17 protein-coding genes are annotated in these 19,972 nt (G+C 41.8%); 9 read left to right on the top strand and 8 right to left on the bottom strand.

The window, feature by feature from the left end; genetic code table 11:
• Nucleotides 1-132: 132 nt before the first annotated feature.
• From GQR53_RS14825 to GQR53_RS14790, 8 genes are all read right to left on the bottom strand, one after another.
• Complete coding sequence (locus GQR53_RS14825) at nucleotides 133-900, bottom strand: hypothetical protein (protein WP_024605402.1); 768 nt, start codon at nucleotides 898-900, stop codon at nucleotides 133-135.
• 684 nt (nucleotides 901-1,584) lie between these two features.
• Nucleotides 1,585-2,355, bottom strand: coding sequence for an SDR family oxidoreductase (locus tag GQR53_RS14820; RefSeq protein ID WP_165744342.1), 771 nt, complete (start codon nucleotides 2,353-2,355; stop codon nucleotides 1,585-1,587).
• Nucleotides 2,356-2,364: 9 nt separating this feature from the next.
• Nucleotides 2,365-3,264, bottom strand: coding sequence for a 3-hydroxyisobutyrate dehydrogenase (gene mmsB / locus GQR53_RS14815; RefSeq protein WP_002961865.1), 900 nt, complete (start codon nucleotides 3,262-3,264; stop codon nucleotides 2,365-2,367).
• Nucleotides 3,265-3,274: 10 nt separating this feature from the next.
• Nucleotides 3,275-4,426: an enoyl-CoA hydratase/isomerase family protein gene (locus GQR53_RS14810; protein ID WP_165744341.1), complete on the bottom strand. Its 1,152-nt coding sequence runs from the start codon at nucleotides 4,424-4,426 to the stop codon at nucleotides 3,275-3,277.
• The gene (locus tag GQR53_RS14805; RefSeq protein ID WP_165744340.1) at nucleotides 4,426-5,217 is read right to left on the bottom strand and encodes an enoyl-CoA hydratase; all 792 of its coding nucleotides are present in this window, start codon (nucleotides 5,215-5,217) and stop codon (nucleotides 4,426-4,428) included. The genes GQR53_RS14810 and GQR53_RS14805 overlap by 1 nt, the downstream gene beginning before the upstream one ends.
• A 10-nt stretch (nucleotides 5,218-5,227) precedes the next feature.
• Nucleotides 5,228-6,385 (bottom strand): acyl-CoA dehydrogenase family protein, encoded by a 1,158-nt coding sequence (locus GQR53_RS14800; protein WP_002961869.1) that lies wholly within the window; start codon nucleotides 6,383-6,385, stop codon nucleotides 5,228-5,230.
• A gap of 162 nt (nucleotides 6,386-6,547) precedes the next feature.
• Nucleotides 6,548-8,038 carry a CoA-acylating methylmalonate-semialdehyde dehydrogenase gene (locus GQR53_RS14795; RefSeq protein ID WP_165744339.1) on the bottom strand — a complete coding sequence of 497 codons (1,491 nt, stop codon included), beginning with the start codon at nucleotides 8,036-8,038 and terminating at the stop codon, nucleotides 6,548-6,550.
• Between the two features lie 125 nt (nucleotides 8,039-8,163).
• Entirely contained in the window at nucleotides 8,164-9,345 is a 1,182-nt protein-coding gene (locus GQR53_RS14790) for an acetyl-CoA C-acyltransferase (RefSeq protein ID WP_165744338.1), read from the bottom strand.
• Nucleotides 9,346-9,675: 330 nt separating this feature from the next.
• On the opposite strand from GQR53_RS14790, the gene GQR53_RS14785 reads away from it, so the two are divergent.
• The 9 genes from GQR53_RS14785 (at nucleotide 9,676) to GQR53_RS14745 (ending at nucleotide 19,498) form a co-directional block, all read left to right on the top strand.
• On the top strand, nucleotides 9,676-10,110 hold the full coding sequence (locus tag GQR53_RS14785; RefSeq protein WP_008135264.1) for a MerR family DNA-binding transcriptional regulator: 435 nt from the start codon (nucleotides 9,676-9,678) through the stop codon (nucleotides 10,108-10,110).
• Between the two features lie 56 nt (nucleotides 10,111-10,166).
• Nucleotides 10,167-11,342 carry an isovaleryl-CoA dehydrogenase gene (locus tag GQR53_RS14780; protein WP_165744337.1) on the top strand — a complete coding sequence of 392 codons (1,176 nt, stop codon included), beginning with the start codon at nucleotides 10,167-10,169 and terminating at the stop codon, nucleotides 11,340-11,342.
• A 10-nt stretch (nucleotides 11,343-11,352) separates the two neighbouring features.
• Nucleotides 11,353-12,960: a carboxyl transferase domain-containing protein gene (locus tag GQR53_RS14775; protein WP_165744336.1), complete on the top strand. Its 1,608-nt coding sequence runs from the start codon at nucleotides 11,353-11,355 to the stop codon at nucleotides 12,958-12,960.
• Between the two features lie 12 nt (nucleotides 12,961-12,972).
• Nucleotides 12,973-13,743 carry an enoyl-CoA hydratase/isomerase family protein gene (locus GQR53_RS14770; RefSeq protein ID WP_165744335.1) on the top strand — a complete coding sequence of 257 codons (771 nt, stop codon included), beginning with the start codon at nucleotides 12,973-12,975 and terminating at the stop codon, nucleotides 13,741-13,743.
• 8 nt (nucleotides 13,744-13,751) lie between these two features.
• Complete coding sequence (locus GQR53_RS14765; protein ID WP_165744334.1) at nucleotides 13,752-15,755, top strand: acetyl/propionyl/methylcrotonyl-CoA carboxylase subunit alpha; 2,004 nt, start codon at nucleotides 13,752-13,754, stop codon at nucleotides 15,753-15,755.
• On the top strand, nucleotides 15,755-16,651 hold the full coding sequence (locus GQR53_RS14760) for a hydroxymethylglutaryl-CoA lyase (protein WP_165744333.1): 897 nt from the start codon (nucleotides 15,755-15,757) through the stop codon (nucleotides 16,649-16,651). The genes GQR53_RS14765 and GQR53_RS14760 overlap by 1 nt, the downstream gene beginning before the upstream one ends.
• A gap of 262 nt (nucleotides 16,652-16,913) precedes the next feature.
• Nucleotides 16,914-17,612, top strand: a complete 699-nt coding sequence (locus GQR53_RS14755) for a CoA transferase subunit A (protein ID WP_008135270.1) — start codon at nucleotides 16,914-16,916, stop codon at nucleotides 17,610-17,612.
• 14 nt (nucleotides 17,613-17,626) lie between these two features.
• Nucleotides 17,627-18,283 (top strand): CoA transferase subunit B, encoded by a 657-nt coding sequence (locus tag GQR53_RS14750; RefSeq protein ID WP_165744332.1) that lies wholly within the window; start codon nucleotides 17,627-17,629, stop codon nucleotides 18,281-18,283.
• 333 nt (nucleotides 18,284-18,616) lie between these two features.
• Nucleotides 18,617-19,498 (top strand): LysR family transcriptional regulator, encoded by an 882-nt coding sequence (locus GQR53_RS14745; protein WP_002961883.1) that lies wholly within the window; start codon nucleotides 18,617-18,619, stop codon nucleotides 19,496-19,498.
• Nucleotides 19,499-19,972 lie beyond the last annotated feature (474 nt).

Below are 19,972 nucleotides of genomic sequence, written 5' to 3'. Positions count from 1 at the left end.
AAATAGTAAGATACGTTCCTAAAAAGAGTAATTCTACAGCCTCAACGCCACCTTAAGCGGCAAAAAATTGTTTGCTAAAATGTTGAACGGAGTGAAAACAGCAAACTGTTTTTTGTCCGTTTGAAGGTCTTGTTATGTGTGTTTATCGAACAAACTTGCAACAACACCGCTTTCCAGCACAACTAATACACGATCAAAGTAATTCTTTTCAATTATGTTATCAATAGCCTCTTGATACATTAATATTTGCTCATTATCGTCGTCACTAAATTTGTTTGCATAAAAATCATGTAATGCAAGCCAAACTGGTGGCTTAACTTCACTACATTTTTGTTTTTTCACACAAATGCTTTTTCTAACAATACTTTCAAATATAACGTCTAACGGTTGTATCATATTGTTTAAAAAACTATTAATGTCATTGCTTTTTCTTATGGGAGAATTTGAAAAAGACATAGGGAAATGTTGACCATTTTTTGAAGTGTTGAATTTTTTAAATGTTATTTTCACACTGTCTTCAAAAAATATATATTCATCATTTGAAAACCCTTGAGCTAAAACCCTTTGTTCAAAGAAACGAATGAATTTTTTTCTTATTTTTCCAACTTTTATACCTGAGTGACGAACGCTAATAAAGTAACTAATATTTTTCGGCAATACGCTTTGCTTTTTAGCAATCACTTCTTTAATAAAACCATGATAACTATGTGCTAAGTTTGTTCTCCTGTTTATAGAGTTTTCGTCAACTTTAGTAATTTCTACCGAATAACTAACCTGATCGATATTTAAAATAACATCAGGTGGATCTTGTGGTGGTTCACTATAAGTTACAGATTTATGACCATTATTTAAGTAATGAGTAACTAGTGCATCTGAAACGACTACTTCATCTTTTGTCATTTATATAGACCTCAGGTGCTCAAAGTTGATACACACATAACAATTTTGTCTACGACATTTGTCGTTTTATAAACCGACAAATGTCCATATATTACAGTGCATTTATCTTAACCATCAAATAAACACCTGTAAACAATTAGTTAACTGGAAAATATTTTTAATCAATGCACAAATGCACCGAAATGGTGGAGATCAGTAATATTGGATAAAATAACAAGCACTGTCTGTATATACAGTTAACTTTTACTAGAGATTCATATCATGAAATCACCTTTTTAACTATGATAGCCGAACAAATGTATCTAAAGCGTTATGCTAAAAGTACTATTAAAGCGTACTTATACTGGATAGCTTCGTTTATTTGATTTAATTCTATGAGGCACCCAACAACGATGGGAAATAATGAGGTCGAACTTTTTTTAGCTTTTTTAAACTCGTTTAGTCAACCAACAAAATGTTGCTCATAACCTCAAACACAAGCCTTAAATGCGTTGAGCTTTTTATTTAAAGAAGTGATTAAAAAGCCACTCTCATTAGGTTTTATTAAGAGCAAATGAGCAACTAATTTCACAATAAAATGCCAACGCCGTTATCAGTCCTTTTCAAGATTATAAACTCCCCGATTTAAAACAAAAAAGCACGCCCCAAAAGCCATGCTTTTTTAAATTCAACCTCAAATTTACTTTACAAACGAATACCGCCGTCTATTTCAACCACACGGCCGGTAAAAAAGTCGTTTTCGATTATGTATTGTGCAGTATGGGCAATTTCGTCGCTTTCGCCTAAACGCCCTACTGGCGTTACTGCGAGCATACGTTGTTTGGCTTCGGGCTTCATGGCGTCGGTCATGGCGGTGCTTATAACACCTGGCGCAATAGCGCCTACGCGTATACCAAATCGACCAAGTTCTTTAGCCCATGTGGTGGTAAGTGCCACTACGCCTGCTTTTGATGCCGCGTAGTTTGTTTGGCCTATGTTACCTGCACGCGCTACGCTCGACATATTGACTATAACGCCGCCTTTGCCTGATTCAATCATGTGGCTTGCAGCTTCCCGCCCTGCTAAAAACACACCGGTCAGGTTTACATCAATAACTGATTGAAATTGCTCAAGAGACATTTTTTTAACGACCTTGCCATCTTTAGCCTTTATAAACATGCCGTCGCGTAAAATACCGGCGTTGTTTATAAGCACACCAATGTGGCCAAAATCGCTGTTAATGGTATTAAATACGCTTTCTACTTCGCTCTCATTTGTTACGTTTGCGGCATAACCTTTAATATTGCTGGTTACACCTTCAAGCTGAGTTAATTGCTCGCATGCTGTGTTTACTAAATCTTGCGCCATATCTATTAAAGCAATGTTAGCACCCATAAGTGCAAACTTTTGCGCCATTGCAAAGCCTAAACCTTGTGCGCCACCGGTTATTACTACCGTGTTATTTTTAATTTCCACGCGTTGCTCCTACTTTGAAAACAGTTTAAAAATGGCACTAAAGTCATCACTACCCGCACCTTGGTGCTGTAGCATAGTGTATAAATTTTTAGCCATTGAACCCATAGGGGTTGATGAATTACTTTGCTGCGCGGCTTCCATGGCAAGGCCTAAATCTTTAGCCATTAAATCGACCATAAAGCCAGGTTTGTAATCGTTACTTGCTGGGGCTGTATCCATTACACCTGGGCAAGGGTTGTAAAGTTCAAGCGTCCAGTTACGGCCCGAACTTGCGGTCATTATGTCGCTAAGTACTTTAGGATCGAGGCCGTTATTAATACCCATTTGCAGTGCTTCGCTGGTGCCTGCCATTAAAATGCTAAGTAGCATGTTATTACATATTTTTGCTACTTGCCCTGCGCCAATATCGCCTGCATGGAATATGTTTTTACCCATATCACTCAGCACTGTATTTGCTTTATCAAACGCTGCTTTTTCGCCGCCTACAATAAAAGTAAGTGTGCCTGCGGTTGCGCCTGCAACACCGCCCGATACTGGTGCATCTACAAAGCTTATGCCTTGTTTGCCAAGTGCACTGCCTACAGTGCGTGCTGATTCTGCATCTATTGTTGAGCAATCAATTACTAATGTATTTTTGCTCAGCACGTTAATTAAACCGCTGTCGTCGTTATTTCCTAAATACAACGATTTAACATGCTTGCCTGCAGGTAACATACTAATAAGTACGTCAGCATTGGTTGCGCACTGCTTTGCATCAACTGCTGCTTTTGCGCCTTTGCTTGCAAGTTCATTTACGACCGACTGGTTTAAATCGAACACACTCACAGTATGTCCAGCTTTAATTAAGTTAGCCGCCATTGGGCCGCCCATATTGCCTAAGCCGATAAAACCGATATTGAGTTTAGTCATCGTCTTTCCTTTATTTGTGTATTGGCGTGTCTAAGCCATCGAGTGGGTGGTTTTTGCCAAAGCGATTAGCAAAAAAGCTGTCTATTATTGTTTGTGGGACATCACTAAGTGTTTTGTACTGCCAATTAGGCGCGCCGTCTTTATCTATTAATAACGCCCTTACACCTTCTTGAAACTCACCTACTTCGCCAGCACGAACCGACATACCCAGCTCCATTTTAAAACACGTTAATAAGCTTTTGCCTTTACTTGTTTTTAATTGCTCACTAACGAGTGCGCAGCTTAGTGGGCAGCCGTGTTTAAGTGATTTTTGAGCGCGTTGTAGCCATTTATCGTCAGTAGCTAACCCTAAAATATAATCAACTTGCTCCTGCAAGGTTGTAAATTCACCCAGCTTTTGAATTGTTTTTAAATTAGCTTTTATATTGCCTTTTGGCATACGCGCAGATTGGTTGTCTAAATCGGTTAATAACTTAGTTAAACGCTCATGATTTAAGCTTGCGGTTTTGCCCCATTTAGCTGCTAAAATTTGCGCAAGCATGGAATCATATTTAGTGCTGTCGATAAAGTGATCGGCAAGCGATACAAAACGCGCGTCGTCGCAGTTAATTGATGCCGACGTTAACCCTAAAAATAGCCCCACACTTTGTGGCATTTTATGTAAAAAGTAACTGCCGCCTACATCAGGGTATAAACCTATGGTTTGCTCTGGCATGGCAATGCGTGATGTTTCGGTTACGACGCGGTGGCTAGCACCGGCCATTAACCCTAAACCGCCGCCCATTACTATGCCGTTACCCCAAACGAGGATAGGTTTATCAAAGGTATGAATAAGGTAATCAAGCTTGTACTCTAGCGTAAAAAACTCTTCAACTAAGCTTGTTGGTTTACCTTGCGCCATTGCATGATGAAGGCTTACAACATCGCCGCCTGCACAAAATGCTTTATCGCCTGCGCCTTTTAACAACACCATTGCAATAGCATCATCGTCTTGCCAAGCTCGCAATTGCGGTTCAAGTAATTTGATCATCTCAAAATTAAGTGCATTTAAGGCTTTTGGCGCGTTGAGTGTAATAAGCCCAATTAAACTGCCATTTTCTGCGGTTGCGGTTTCAAATACCACGGGCTCATCGGCGCTATTTAATAATGTTAAAACACTCATTAGCCATTTACCCAGTTAGCGCGGCGTTTTTCTAAAAAGGCATTTACGCCCTCTTGTTGATCTTCGGTATCAAATAAACCAACAAATAACTCACGCTCAAGAGGCAATACACTTGCCATTGATTGATGGCGCCCTTTTTGAATCAATGTTTTACATGCTGCAACTGAGGTGGGGCTTTGATCGGCCACTTGGTTGGCAAGTTTTAGTGCTGCCGCAAAGCTTTCACCTTTTGGTACTACTTCTTCCACTAAGCCGATTTGCAAGGCTTTATCAGCTTTTAAGCGCTCGCCGCATAAAATCATCCGTTTTGCCCAGCCTTCGCCTACAAGCCATGCTAAATTTTGTGTGCCACCCGCACAGGGTAATAAGCCAACTTTAGCTTCAGGCAATGCCATTTGTGCTTGCTCTTCCGCAATACGTATATCGCACGCAAGCGCAACTTCTAGCCCGCCGCCCATTGCATAGCCATTAATGGCTGCAACCGACACACCTCTAAAATTAGTAAGCGCTTCAAATGCTTCACCAAATACACGCGACATATCAGCGGCTACGCCTTTATCGCCACCAGCAAATACGTTTAGGTCGGCACCAGCGCTAAAAAACTTCTCGCCTTCACCAGTCAGTACTAAGGCGTAAATATTTTTGTTATTATTAAGCGCGTTAACGGTATTTTTTAAATCAACTAGGGTGTCTTTTGTCCAGGTATTAGCTGGCGGATTAGACATAGTTAAAATAGCAACATGACCTTCGGTTGTAAGTTCAATACTCGGATTAGATTTAGATTCTGACATACATTGCTCCTTATAAAACGTCGCTTGCTGACTCAGCCAAAATACGGCGCGCTATAATCACACGCATAATTTCGTTAGTGCCTTCTAAAATTTGATGAACGCGTACATCACGTACATGGCGCTCAAGCGGGTATTCTTTTATGTAACCGTAACCACCATGAATTTGCAGTGCGTCGTTACACACAGTAAAGCCAACATCGGTAGCAAAACGTTTAGCCATGGCGCAGTAAGTTGTTTTTTCAACGTCGTTATTATCAAGTTTAAATGCAGCAAGCCTAACCATTTGGCGCGCAGCTACAAGCTCGGTGTTCATATCGGCAATTTTAAATTGCAATGCTTGAAACGCAGCCAATGGCTTACCAAATTGTGTACGTTCTTTTAAATATTCACGGGCGGTATTAAGTGCTGCCTGCGCTGTACCAATTGAACATGTGGCAATGTTAATTCGACCGCCATCAAGGCCTTGCATCGCAAATTTAAAGCCTTCGCCCTCTGCGCCTAACAAGTTATGCGCAGGGATGCGCACATCTTCAAAGCTAATTAGGCGTGTAGGTTGTGCGTTCCAACCCATTTTCTCTTCAGCTTTGCCGTATTCAACGCCTTTTGCGTCGGCCGGGACTACAAATGCCGAAATACCCGCAGCGCCTTCGCCGCCTGTACGTGCCATTACCACTAATACTTCGGTTTCGCCCGCGCCCGATATAAACATTTTTGAGCCGTTAATAACGTACTCATCACCCTCAAGCACGGCTTTTGTTTTAAGTGATGCGGCGTCTGAGCCCGAGCCTGGCTCTGTTAAACAGTAAGACGCAAGTAGCTCGCCCATTACTAATTGCTCTACGTATTTGTCTTTTACGGCATCGGTACCAAAACTTGCTACCATCCAGGTAGCCATATTATGAATAGTTAACATGGCCGTTGTTGCGGTACAGCCCATAGCAAGCTGTTCAAAAATAATGCTCGAATCTAAACGAGATAAACCAAGGCCGCCTGCTTCCTCTGGCGTGTATAAACCACAAAAACCAAGCTCGCCCGCTGCTTTAATCGTGTCTTTTGGAAAAATATGCTCGCGGTCCCATTTTGCTGCATGGGGCGCAAGTTCTGACTCGGCAAATTGGCGTGCTGTTTGAGCAAAGGCTTGTTGATCTTCAGATAAGTTAAAGTCCATGTTAGACCTCTTTAATTGTGTTAGTTGTGTTGTTAGTGTTTCCCGTCACAGGGATAGTTTGTGACGAGCGGCGAAGGCTTATGTGTGTGTTGTGTGTGAAGTAGCCTTCGCGCCCATCTTTTTTATTAATTATTCTTTTATTTACTCATTTTTTAATTACGATTATTTTAAGTTAATGCTCATGTTTGGACCCGACGCAATGTCGTCTTCAAACCAACGTGAGGTAATCGTTTTAGTTTCTGTGTAAAAGCGAATACCTTGTTTACCGTACGTGTGAGTATCGCCGTAAAACGAGCCTTTCCAACCAGTGAACGAAAAGAACGGAAGTGGCACCGGAATTGGCACATTAATACCTACTTGGCCTACTTCAATTTCGTGTTGGAATTTACGAGCCACTGCGCCGCTTGAGGTAAATAACGAGGTGCCGTTACCGTAAGGGCTATCGTTAATAAGGGCGATTGCTTCATCAAGCGTGTTTACAAACATACACGCGAGTACTGGACCGAATATTTCTTCTTTGTATAAATCCATCTCTTTGGTTACATCGGTAAATAACGTTGGGCCAACCCAGTTACCTTGCTCATACCCTTCAACCGTAAAGTCAGAGCCATCAATTAAACAGGTAGCGCCTTGCTCTTTACCACCAGCAATGAGTGATAAAATACGTGCCTTTGCTGCTTTTGATGTTTGTGGACCGTATGCCGCGTTTGCATCATCCCACACGCCTGGGCGTACATTTTCAAAGCCTGCTTTAATTTCATCTACCCACTCACTTGCTTGACCTACAAATACAGCAACCGAAATACCCATACAACGCTGGCCAGCAGCACCGACTGATGCACCTACTAGGTTATTTACAACGTGCGATTTACTTGCATCAGGCATAATAACCATGTGGTTTTTAGCACCAACACACGCTTGTACGCGTTTTAGGTTTTGCGTGCCTTTAGAATAAATATAAGCACCTACACCACACGAGCCAACAAACGAAATAGCACGCACTGCTTTATCTTCTAGTAAGCGGTCTACTTGTGGTTTTGTACCGTGAACAACTTGTAATACGCCTTTTGGTGCGCCGGCTTCAATAAATAGCTCTGCTAAGCGCATTGGTGTAAGTGGATCTTGCTCAGACGGTTTTAAAATAAAGGTGTTACCACACACAATAGCCAGCGGGAACATCCAAAGGGGGATCATTGCAGGGAAGTTAAACGGGGTAACGCCCGCACATACGCCAAGTGGCTGCATGTAAGAATACGTATCGATTTTACGCGCTACGTTTTCCATTGTTTCACCCATCATTAATGATGGTGCGTTTGCTGCTTGTTCTACTACTTCAATACCGCGCCAAACATCGCCTTTTGCATCTTCAAATGTTTTACCCAATTCGTGGCAAATAATGGTAGCAAGCTCATCATGATGTTCTTTTAATAGCGCTGCGTACTTCATCATAATGCGAGCACGTTCTGTAATGGGTACGTCTTTCCATGTTTTAAACGTCTCAGAAGCTGAGGCAATTGCCGCGTCCATTTCTGATTTTGTGGTACATGGCACTTGTGCAAGTACTTCTTGAGTTGCTGGGTTTATAACATCGATAAGCTCTTTTGATGCTGATTGAATAAATTCGCCATTAATAAGTAGTGGTACTTGGTGCATGATTAAATCCTAGTGTGTGAGTTGTGTGTTCTCTTTTAAAATTGGTAGCGCCGCTTTGTTAGCATTATTAGTGCAGCGCTTTTGTAGTTATTCGTACAGCTTTCTTATAACTATTTAATACCTAGTTAATACGCTTCTACGGCCATAGCAACCGCTTCACCGCCACCAATACATAAAGACGCAATGCCTTTTTTAAGACCTCGGTTTTTAAGGGCATGAATCAGCGTTACTAAAATACGCGCGCCGCTTGCACCAATTGGGTGGCCAAGTGCACATGCACCGCCGTTAACGTTTACTTTGCTTTCATCAAGTTTTAACTCATTAATAGCCAGCATGGTTACCATGGCAAATGCTTCGTTAATTTCCCAAAGGTCAACATCGTTTACAGCCCAACCTGCTTTTTCAAGCACGCTGTTCATAGCCCCTACTGGCGCTACTGTAAATTCACTTGGTTTTTGAGAATGCGTGCTGTGCGCCACAATTTTACAAAGCGGTGTTAAGCCCTGCTCTTTTGCTTTTGATTCGCTCATTAATATAAGCGCTGCGCCACCGTCTGAAATTGACGATGAATTAGCCGCTGTAATAGTGCCGTCTTTTTTAAAAGCTGCACGTAAGGTAGGAATTTTTTCTGGGCGGGCGTTACCTGGTTGCTCATCAATCGATACTGTTACATCGCCTTTGCGTGTTTGCATCGTGTTCGGTGCAACTTCGTTATCAAAGCTACCATTTTGTATTGCTGCTTTTGCTTTACTTAATGAGCCTAATGCAAACGCATCCATTTGCTCGCGGCCAATGCCGTATTCGTCGGCGGTGTCTTGTGCAAAACAACCCATAGCTTTGTTGTCGTAAGCATCTTCAAGGCCATCGCTCATCATGTGATCTTTTATTTCGCCATGTCCCATGCGCATACCGCCACGCGCTTTTGGTATGAAGTACGGTGCGTTTGTCATGCTCTCCATGCCACCGGCAATAGCAGATTGAATAGAGCCGGCTTTAATTAAATCGTTTGCAAGCATGGCCGCTTTTAAACCAGAGCCACATACTTTGTTAATTGTTGTAGCGCCAGTGCTAAGTGCAAGGCCTGCTTTTAACATTGCTTGGCGTGCGGGTGCTTGTCCAAGGCCTGCTGGTAATACACAGCCCATAATTACTTCGTCTATTGCATCATTAGCTAAACCAGTTTGTGCAAGTGCACTTGCAATGGCGGTTGCGCCAAGCTCGGTAGACTGCGCATCACTTAACGCTCCCATAAAACCACCCATTGGGGTGCGTTTTGCTGCTACAATTACCACTGATTCTAAAGTCATAACTAACTCCATTGTATTTATATGCAAATAGTTGTTAGTATATTTGCTCTATTAATTTAGTATTCATTTATTATTTAATACCCTCACACAATACTAACGTTTACGCCAACGTCAACTAAAAACAGCTTAATTTTTAGTTTTATAAGTGTAAGGATTATTTTCCATCGGTTAGACTACACTGATGAAATAAAAATAACCCATTGAATATTAACAACATAAATCAACGCCTCGCTTAAACATCCCTTTATAAATAGTTTCAAAACAAACCAAGCTTTACCTTTACGTAAACTTCACTTATATTGGGGTTATTCGAATGAGGTAAATACAATTATGAAACCAGATAATCAAACAAACTTTGCAAGCTCAGCCAAAATGCCGGCCAGTAATGAACAAACATTTAGCATTAGCGAACTCGCTAAAGAATTTGACATTACAACCCGCTCTATTCGCTTTTACGAAGACCAAGGGTTAATAACTCCAGAGCGTAATGGTCAAACCCGTATTTATTCAAAACGCGATAAAGTGCGTTTAAAACTAATATTACGTGGTAAGCGCCTTGGCTTTACATTAGCTGAAACCGGACGTTTGTTTGAACTGTACGACGCAGATAAATCAAGCGCTAAGCAGTTGGTTACTATGCTTGACCTTATTTCAGAAAAAAAAGCAGATCTATCTCAACAAATGGACGACATTAAAGTTGTTCTTATGGAGTTGGTGACGGCCGAGCGCCGCTGCAGAGACACGCTTAATAAAATAGACGAGTAAGTTTATTTTTAAAATAAAAACACACTGACAACACACACGTCACACAGGAATGAATCATGAGCACTATTTCACTATATAAAGAAATGAACTTTGGCCTTGGCGAAACCGCCGATATGATCCGCGACCACGTAAACAGTTTTGCGAGTCAGGAGATTGCCCCGCTTGCTGAAAAAACGGACTTAGATAACGCTTTTCCAAATCAACTTTGGACTCAAATGGGCGAAATGGGCGTACTAGGTATGACCGTATCTGAAGAACTTGGCGGCGCCGGTTTAGGTTACTTAGAACATGTTATTGCTATGGAAGAAATTAGCCGTGCCAGTGCCTCTATAGGGTTAAGCTATGGAGCACATTCAAACCTGTGCGTTAATCAAATTAACCGTAACGGCACACAAGCTCAAAAAGAAAAATACTTACCTAAGCTTATTAGTGGCGAGCACATTGGTGCCCTTGCAATGAGCGAGCCTAATGCGGGCTCTGACGTTGTATCGATGAAACTCAAAGCCGAAAAAAAAGGTGATAAGTACATTTTAAATGGTAATAAAATGTGGATCACCAATGGCCCAGACGCACACACACTCGTTATTTACGCTAAAACAGATTTAAACGCCGGCGCTAAAGGCATTACCGCGTTTATTGTTGAGAATGACTTTCCTGGTTTTTCTACGGCGCAAAAGCTAGACAAACTGGGCATGCGCGGGTCAAACACCTGTGAGCTAGTATTTGAAAACTGCGAAGTGCCCGAGGCAAACATTTTAGGTAACTTAAACGAAGGCGTTAAAGTACTTATGAGTGGCCTTGATTACGAACGCGTAGTACTTGCAGCAGGCCCGCTTGGCATAATGCAAGCGTGTATGGACATAGTTGTACCGTACATTCATGAGCGTAAACAGTTTGATACCCCTATTGGTCAATTTCAGTTAATTCAGGGCAAAGTAGCCGACATGTATACACAAATGAATGCTGCGCGCTCATACGTATACACGGTAGCTAAAGCGTGTGACCGAGGCGAAACCACCCGTAAAGATGCAGCCGGTGCTATTTTATACGCAGCAGAGCTTGCAACTAAAATGGCACTTGATGCGATTCAAATTTTAGGTGGCAATGGCTACATAAACGAATACGCAACAGGTCGCCTACTGCGCGACGCTAAATTATATGAAATTGGTGCAGGTACATCAGAAATACGCCGCATGCTTATTGGCCGCGAACTTTTCACAGAAAGCCGTTAAGGATTAAACCATGACTATTTTAAAATCGAGCGTTAATCCTCACGATCCAACGTTTGTGCAAAACCATAAAAATATGTCAGCGCTGGTGGATGATTTACGCAGTAAAGTAGCCACAATTTGCCAAGGTGGAGGCGCTGCATTAAAGGAGCGCCACGAAGGCCGTGGTAAATTATTTGTACGCGACCGCATAAATACATTAATTGACGAAGGCTCACCGTTTTTAGAAATTTCACAGTTTGCTGCCTTTGGTGTGTACGAACAAGCAATACCTTGTGCAGGCGTTGTAGCCGGTATTGGCCGTGTTAAAGGCGTTGAATGCATGATTATTGCAAACGATGCCACGGTTAAAGGCGGTACATATTTTCCGCTTACCGTTAAAAAGCATTTACGCGCACAAGATATCGCCGAGCGTTGCCACTTACCGTGTATTTATTTGGTGGATTCGGGCGGTGCAAATCTGCCAGAGCAAGATGATGTATTTCCAGATAAGTTGCATTTTGGTCGTATTTTTTATAACCAAGCCCGTATGTCGGGCAAAGGCATTCCACAAATTGCCGTGGTAATGGGATTATGTACCGCAGGTGGTGCGTACGTACCTGCAATGGCCGATGAAAGCATTATTGTAAAAGATCAAGGCACTATATTTTTAGCAGGTCCGCCCCTTGTAAAAGCAGCAACAGGCGAAGAAGTAACCGCCGAAGAGTTAGGCGGCGCCGATGTGCACTGTAAAATTTCGGGTGTTGCCGATCACTACGCTGAAAACGATGCTCATGCGCTGTCTATTGCGCGCCAATGTATTGAGCGTATTAATTACACACGCCCTACTGCCCCTCTTCTAGATGATGTAAAACCACCCCGTTACGATATAAACGAGCTTTACGGCATTGTAGGCACCGACCTTAAAAAGCCGTTTGATGTACGCGAAGTAATAGCGCGCACAGTGGACGACTCATCATTTGATGAATTTAAACGTTACTTTGGTGAAACGCTGGTCACCGGCTTTGCCAGTATTTATGGCAATCCGGTTGGCATAGTAGCTAATAACGGTATTTTATTTAGTGAGTCGGCGCAAAAAGGCGCGCACTTTATTCAGCTGTGTGCTCAGCGCAGTATTCCTTTAGTGTTTTTACAAAATATTACCGGCTTTATGGTGGGTAAAAAATACGAAGCCGAAGGCATTGCAAAGCACGGCGCTAAAATGGTGATGGCGGTTTCGTGTGCTGATGTGCCTAAATTCACTGTACTTATTGGCGGCTCTTACGGCGCAGGTAACTACGGAATGTGTGGCCGCGCATTTGAACCAACCATGATGTGGATGTGGCCTAATGCCCGTATTTCGGTAATGGGCGGCGAACAAGCTGCTGGTGTAATGGCGCAAGTTAAACAAGATGGTTTAGCACGTAAAGGCCAAAACATGAGCGAGCAAGAAATCAGTGATTTTAAAAAGCCAATTATTGATCAATACGAAGAGCAAGGTCACCCGTATTACGCAAGTGCACGCTTGTGGGATGACGGCATTATAGACCCTGCCGACACGCGTAATGTATTAGGGCTTGCGTTAACGTCTGCGAATAACGCACCAAAACGTGATTCGAAATTTGGCGTATTTAGAATGTAACCGGAGCGCAAAATGTCAGTAACACTACAAATAACAAAATCTAATGTGGCTGTACTTGTGTTAAGCCGCCCAGAAAAAAGAAATGCATTTAACTGTGAAGTAATACACGAACTTATTCAGTGTATTGAACATGCAAATACGCTTGATATTCGTGCTTTGGTTTTAAAAACAGAAGGTAAACACTTTTCAGCCGGTGCTGATTTAGCTTGGATGAAATCGATGGCGGATAACAACTACGCCGATAACCTAGCTGATTCAATGCAATTAGCTAAATTAATGCAGGTATTGGCAAGCTCCCCGCACCCTACAATTTGCGCTGTGCAAGGTGCTGCTTTTGGTGGTGCTCTGGGCTTAATTGCCTGTTGCGACATAGCCCTTAGTAAAGACGATGCGCAATTTTGTTTAAGCGAAGTAAAGCTGGGTCTTATTCCGGCTGTTATTAGCCCATACGTCATTAAAGCGATTGGTGAACGCGCTGCTCGCAGGTACTTTTTAACGGCTGAAGTGTTTGATGCACATACTGCTAAGCAACTTGGTTTAATTCATCAAGTAACCGGTAATTTAGACTGTGCGCTCGATAATATGCTGCAAACACTGATTGATAACGGACCTGTTGCAGTAAAAGCCGCAAAAGCATTAATTAACGATGTAGCAAATAAAGAAATTACCGATGAACTCATTGAGCTTACCGCAGAAAGTATTGCAAAAATTCGCGTATCTGAAGAAGGTCAAGAAGGGCTAAGTGCTTTTTTTGATAAACGCCCACCCGCTTGGCAACTGTAGGATTGATTATGAAGACACAACGATTACAAAAAATACTGATTGCCAATCGTGGAGAAATTGCGTGCCGAGTAATACGCACCGCAAAACAAATGGGCTTAACCACGGTCGCAGTTTATTCTGATGCAGACAAACATGCCCAGCACGTAAAAATGGCTGACGAGGCTTACCATATTGGTGCCGCACCAAGTAAAGATTCGTATTTGGTGGCAGACAAAATTTTACAAGTTGCTAAAGACTGCGGCGCTGATTGTATTCACCCAGGCTATGGTTTTTTATCTGAGAACAGCGAATTTGCTAAAGCCTGCGAAGCTAATAACATTGCTTTTATAGGGCCACCAGCAAGCAGTATTGAAGCAATGGGGTCTAAAACCCGCGCTAAAGAAATAATGGCAGCTGCTAATGTACCGTTAGTACCTGGTTATTACGGTGATAAACAAGACCCTGCTTTTTTACAAAGTGAAGCTGAAAAAATTGGCTACCCTGTACTAATTAAAGCCGCCTTTGGTGGCGGTGGTAAAGGCATGCGCATTGTACAAAAAGCAAAAGACTTTATGAGCGCACTACAAGGTGCGCAACGTGAAGCGATTGCCGGTTTTGGTAACGATTTAGTATTACTTGAGCGCTACGTTAACCAGCCTCGCCATGTTGAAGTGCAAGTATTTGCAGATAACTACGGTAACTGTGTTTATTTAGGCGATCGTGATTGTTCTTTGCAACGTCGTCATCAAAAAGTAATTGAAGAAGCCCCTGCTCCGGGTTTATCTGACGAACTACGCAAAGAAATGGGCGAAGCGGCTGTACGTTGTGCACTGGCTATAAATTATAGAGGCGCAGGTACGGTTGAGTTTTTACTGTGTGGCGATGAATTTTTCTTTATGGAAATGAATACGCGCCTTCAAGTAGAACACCCTGTGACCGAAATGGTAACGGGTGTAGATTTAGTCAATTGGCAAATTAATATTGCGGGTGGGCAAACATTGCCACTGACACAAAGTGATATTCAATTGCAGGGTCATAGCTTTGAAGCACGTGTATACGCAGAAGATCCAGCCAACGACTTTATTCCGTGCTCGGGCACTATTGAAGCACTACACACACCGCTTAACAGTGAATTTGTACGCATTGATACAGGCATTGCACAAGGCGACGAAATCAGCCCGTTTTACGATCCAATGATTGCAAAACTTATTGTGCACGACGACAATCGCGAACAAGCACTGAGCCGCTTACAACAAGCCCTTGAGCAATTTCATTTAGCGGGTTTTAGCACTAACATTGGCTTTTTACATAATTTAGCAAGCCACCCTACCTTTAAACAGGGTGCGCCAAGCACACACTTTATTGCTGAGCAAGGTGATTCGTTAGTTGCTGTTGACGAATCGTTATTGCAAACAAGCCAGCTTATTGCTGCTTTTGCGTATTTAGAATCGTTAACTAACACCCAAAATGCGCAAAGCAGTGCAAGCCCGTGGCAACAACTAACTGGATTTACACTCAATTCACCACAAGCAATTAAAGTCCCTTTTGCCGATTTACAGCTAAGCGCTATAAAAACAGCAGCGGGTTATAGTATTACGCATAACGAGCATGTATTTAAACTACAAGGCACATTAAATAATAATCTGTGCACTGTATTTATTAACGGTGAAAAACATAGCGCGCACGTAACTACGGTTGGTAATAGTACTGCGGGCAATATTATCACTGTTATGAATAAAGCACTGCAAACTAAGCTTGAACTAGTTGATAAACATTATATTAGTTCGCACGAAAGCGAAGCTTTGCCACTTGCCGCGCCGCTTAATGGCACAGTAGTTAAGCACTTAATCGACATTGGTAGCACAATTACCAAAGGCGATGCGGTTGTTATTATCGAAGCCATGAAAATGGAATACACGCTAAACGCACCGCATGACGGCATTTTAAAAAGCTACTGTTTTGGTGAAGGCGAATTAGTAACGCATGGTGCTCTGCTTGCTATTGTCGAAGATACAACAGAGGAAGGTGCATAATGAGTGCCTTTCCAAATAAAGTACGTATTGTTGAAGTTGGCGCGCGAGACGGCCTACAAAACGAAAAAACAGTAAGCACAGCCGATAAAGTAGCGCTTATTAACGCCCTAAGTGCTGCAGGTTTAAAAGATATTGAAGCGGGCGCGTTTGTCTCCCCTAAGTGGGTGCCACAAATGGCAGACTCAGCGGATGTAATATCAGCGCTAGATTTACCCAATGTAAATTTAAGCGCCCTTACACCTAACTTAAAAGGTGCACAAGCAGCGCACGCTGTTGGCATTAAAGAGTTTGCTATATTTACCGCTGCAAGTGAGTCGTTTTGTCAAAAAAATATCAACTGCTCAATTGAGCAAAGTATTGAACGTTTTAGTGAAGTAATGGCGTTTGCTAAAGCTAATAATATTCGTGTACGTGGTTATGTAAGCTGTGTGCTAGGTTGCCCTTATGAGGGTGAAATTAACCCGCAAGCAGTACTAAGTGTATCGCAAAAGCTATTAGATTTAGGCTGTTACGAAGTAAGCCTTGGCGATACCATAGGTGTTGGCACCGCAAAAAAAGTAACGCAATTAATCGAGTTACTTTTAACGCACATTGATAAAGCCAAGTTGGCCGTGCATTTTCATGATACATACGGCCAAGCGCTCACAAATATTTACGCAGCTTTAAGCCTAGGTATTGCAACGGTTGACGCGGCAGTTGCGGGCCTTGGTGGCTGTCCTTATGCAAAGGGGGCGTCAGGAAATGTTGCCACCGAAGATGTAGTTTACTTACTGCAAGGGCTTGGCATTGAACACTCAATTGATTTACAAAGGTTAAGTGACGCTGGCTGGGAGATAACCAAAGTACTTGGTAAGCAACCTGTGAGCAAAGTATCAGTGGCACTACACACTAAATAACCTGAGCTCTGGATAATAAATCTATCTCGAGCAGCTATTTTCAGCACTAACTGCGTTGAATTTACTTGCAATAGACCAGCTATTGACGCGTAAATTCGCCTTGTTTTCACTGAAAATCTCTGGCTAGAGAAAATAAATTTAAATATCAACCTAATTCAATATGTTAGTAAATCTCTTAACCAGAGTTCAGGTTAAATGGCTATCTTATAAAATGATAATTAAAGATAATTAACAACAAATAGCACACAATGAGGAGAGACTCATGGCCGGTTTTGATAAGGTAGTTTCTAGTTACGAAGCTGCAATGGAAGGATTAAAAGACGGCGATACCATTATTGCCGGTGGTTTTGGTTTATGTGGTATTCCTGAGGGCTTAATTAAACAAATTAAGCACATGCAAACAAAAAACTTAACCGTAGTATCTAATAACTGTGGTGTTGATGACTTTGGTTTAGGTATTTTATTACAAGACAAACAAATTAAAAAAGTAGTTGCCTCGTACGTTGGCGAAAATGCCCTATTCGAGCAGCAGTTATTAAGTGGCGAAATTGATGTAGAGCTTACGCCTCAAGGTACACTAGCTGAAAAAATGCGTGCTGGTGGCGCGGGTATACCTGCGTTTTACACCGCAACCGGTTACGGTACTCCTGTGGCTGAGGGTAAAGATGTAAAAGAGTTTAATGGTCGCCCGTATATTTTAGAAGAATCTATAACGGGTGAATTTGCTATTGTTAAAGCGTGGAAAGCCGACCGCTTTGGTAATTTAGTGTTTAGACACACCGCCATGAACTTTAATCCAATGGCGGCAACAGCGGGCAAAATTACCGTTGCCGAAGTAGAAGAAATTGTAGAGCCGGGTGAGCTTGAACCAAGCCAAATTCATACCCCGGGTATTTTTGTAAATCGCGTTATTAAAGGCAGCTTTGAAAAACGCATTGAACGTGTAACAACACGAGATTAAGCAGGAGCAAAATTATGGCATTATCACGTGAACAAGTTGCAATGCGCGTTGCACAAGAACTACAAGACGGTTACTACGTAAATTTGGGCATAGGAATTCCGACACTCGTCGCAAACTATGTACCAGATGATATTGAAGTTATGTTACAGTCCGAAAATGGCCTTTTAGGCATGGGCCCGTACCCGACTAAAGCAGAGCTAGACGCCGATATGATTAACGCGGGTAAAGAAACCGTGACAGCAGCCACAGGTGCAGCCATATTTAATAGTGCAGATAGTTTTGCCATGATACGGGGTGGTCATGTAGACTTAACCGTTCTGGGTGCATTTGAAGTTGACCAGAACGGCAACATCGCATCGTGGATGATCCCTAAAAAGCTGATTAAAGGCATGGGTGGCGCGATGGATTTAGTCGCTGGCGCGAAAAATATTATTGTTACTATGACCCATGCAAGTAAGCATGGTGACTCTAAACTATTAGAGGCCTGCTCTTTACCGCTTACTGGCGTTAATTGCGTAAAAAAAATAGTAACAGATTTAGCCGTATTAGAAGTTAAAGACGGCGCATTTCATCTATTAGAACGTGCTCCGGGCGTTACTGTTGATGAAATCATTAGTAAAACAGCAGGTAAATTACTTGTTGACGGTGAAGTTCCAGAAATGGCTTTTTAGGCTTTAGCTTAAAATAACGCTTTACCCTGTACCGACCTCATTCCCAGTGCCAATGGCGCTGAGTTACCCAAAATCCCTCTTACGAGGGATTTTTTTTATCTTTTGTCATTATTTTTACCGTCATTCATACATCTGTAGTAAATTTTATCTATAATACAAATATAAATTAAATGTAAGCGCTTAGATTCTTTGCACTATTTAGTGGATAGCCTGCACCCTTTTTGTGAACTAGCGTTAACTTTATTTTTAACCTACTGATATTTAAACACTAAATAGTTGATTCAAATTTTGCCTAAGTAAGGCGTCTCAATAAATTAAATAATTCTGGAAAACATGCAAACTCCTATTCGTGGCCTTCGCTCTTTTTGCTTTGCCGCAAGAAGCCTAAGTTTTAAGCATGCAGCTAATGAGCTGTACTTAACGCCGTCTGCGGTAAGCCATCAAATAAAACAACTTGAAGAACAACTTGGTATTGAGCTTTTTCAACGTAAAACGCGTTCAATTAGCTTAACCACAGCGGGTAAAAACTTTTTTGATGCTGTGTCTCCTATCATCACAATGTTAGAGAGCACCATTAATGAGTTTAGTCAGATGCAGCAAAATACAAATTTGACGATTACCCTGCCTGAATTTTTTGCCAGCGAACTACTCATGCCTAAATTAAGTGAGTGGACGTCAGAACACCCTAATATAAACCTGCAAATGGACACGCTTAAAACACGCAAAGAATTAACGCGTCATAGCGATTTATCTATTGTATTGTCCTCTGGTAAACCTACTGAAGGGTTAGCGACTGAGTTGTTTAACCTTGAATATATTCCTGCATGTAATAAAAAATTGCTCGATCAGTGGAGGGACGATCATCGTCAAGCGCTTAACCAAGTTCCCCTCATCCTCCACAAAGCTCGCCCTTGGGCATGGCACCAGTGGGCCGAAAAAGCGGGTATTGATGACTTTTCTCCTTCGCAGATTATTCAAATAGATAGCATGTTTGGTGTAGCGCGTGCAGCGCAGCAAGGCATGGGCATTGCGCTTATTCCACTGCCTATTAGTCAAAGCTGGTTAGATGAGCAATGGCTGTACAAATTATTCGAGCAGCCTTTAACAACTAAAGATAAATACTATTTAGTGCAGCACGAATCAAGCACGCCTAATCACCCGCTTGATTTATTTGCGAAGTGGGTTGTAAATACGTTTAGAAAAATCCAAGAATAATCCCCTATTAGACGAGTTCAGTAATACAACCCACTCTGTGTTTTATTACTGAACTCGTCTAAACCTCTCTGCAATTTTTAATAATATTTTTTATTTAAATACATAAACTTAACGCCGAGCATTAGACTAAAGTCTATAGTTTAATTTTTTTCACTCATTGGTTTCATTTTTATCGTTTGTCGAAAATAAAGTTAAATATTAAAGTTACTTCATCAGCTCAAAACAACTTAGTTAATTTGTTTTTTAAGAGCAATAAATGCAACCTTTTGAGTTTTAGTAACTCAAACTTAGCAGTGAAAAGAATCTTATATTGTGTGTGTAAGATGTTGTCAGTGTGAAAAAGCGGTTCAAGTTAGGTGGTGACTTGGCTTGAACTGTTTTTATTCTTGGCTCAACCACATGATATGCATTACAAAGCTACTAAAGCGTAGCAAACCGAATCTTTATATTGTGTGTGAAGATGTTGTCAGTGTG

It is taken from the genome of Pseudoalteromonas sp. Z9A6, from assembly GCF_011378805.1.
In the GTDB taxonomy this organism is placed as follows: Bacteria; Pseudomonadota; Gammaproteobacteria; order Enterobacterales; family Alteromonadaceae; genus Pseudoalteromonas; species Pseudoalteromonas distincta.
Note: the sequence above shows the minus strand (reverse complement) of the source record. Positions and strands in the feature narration are given on the sequence as shown.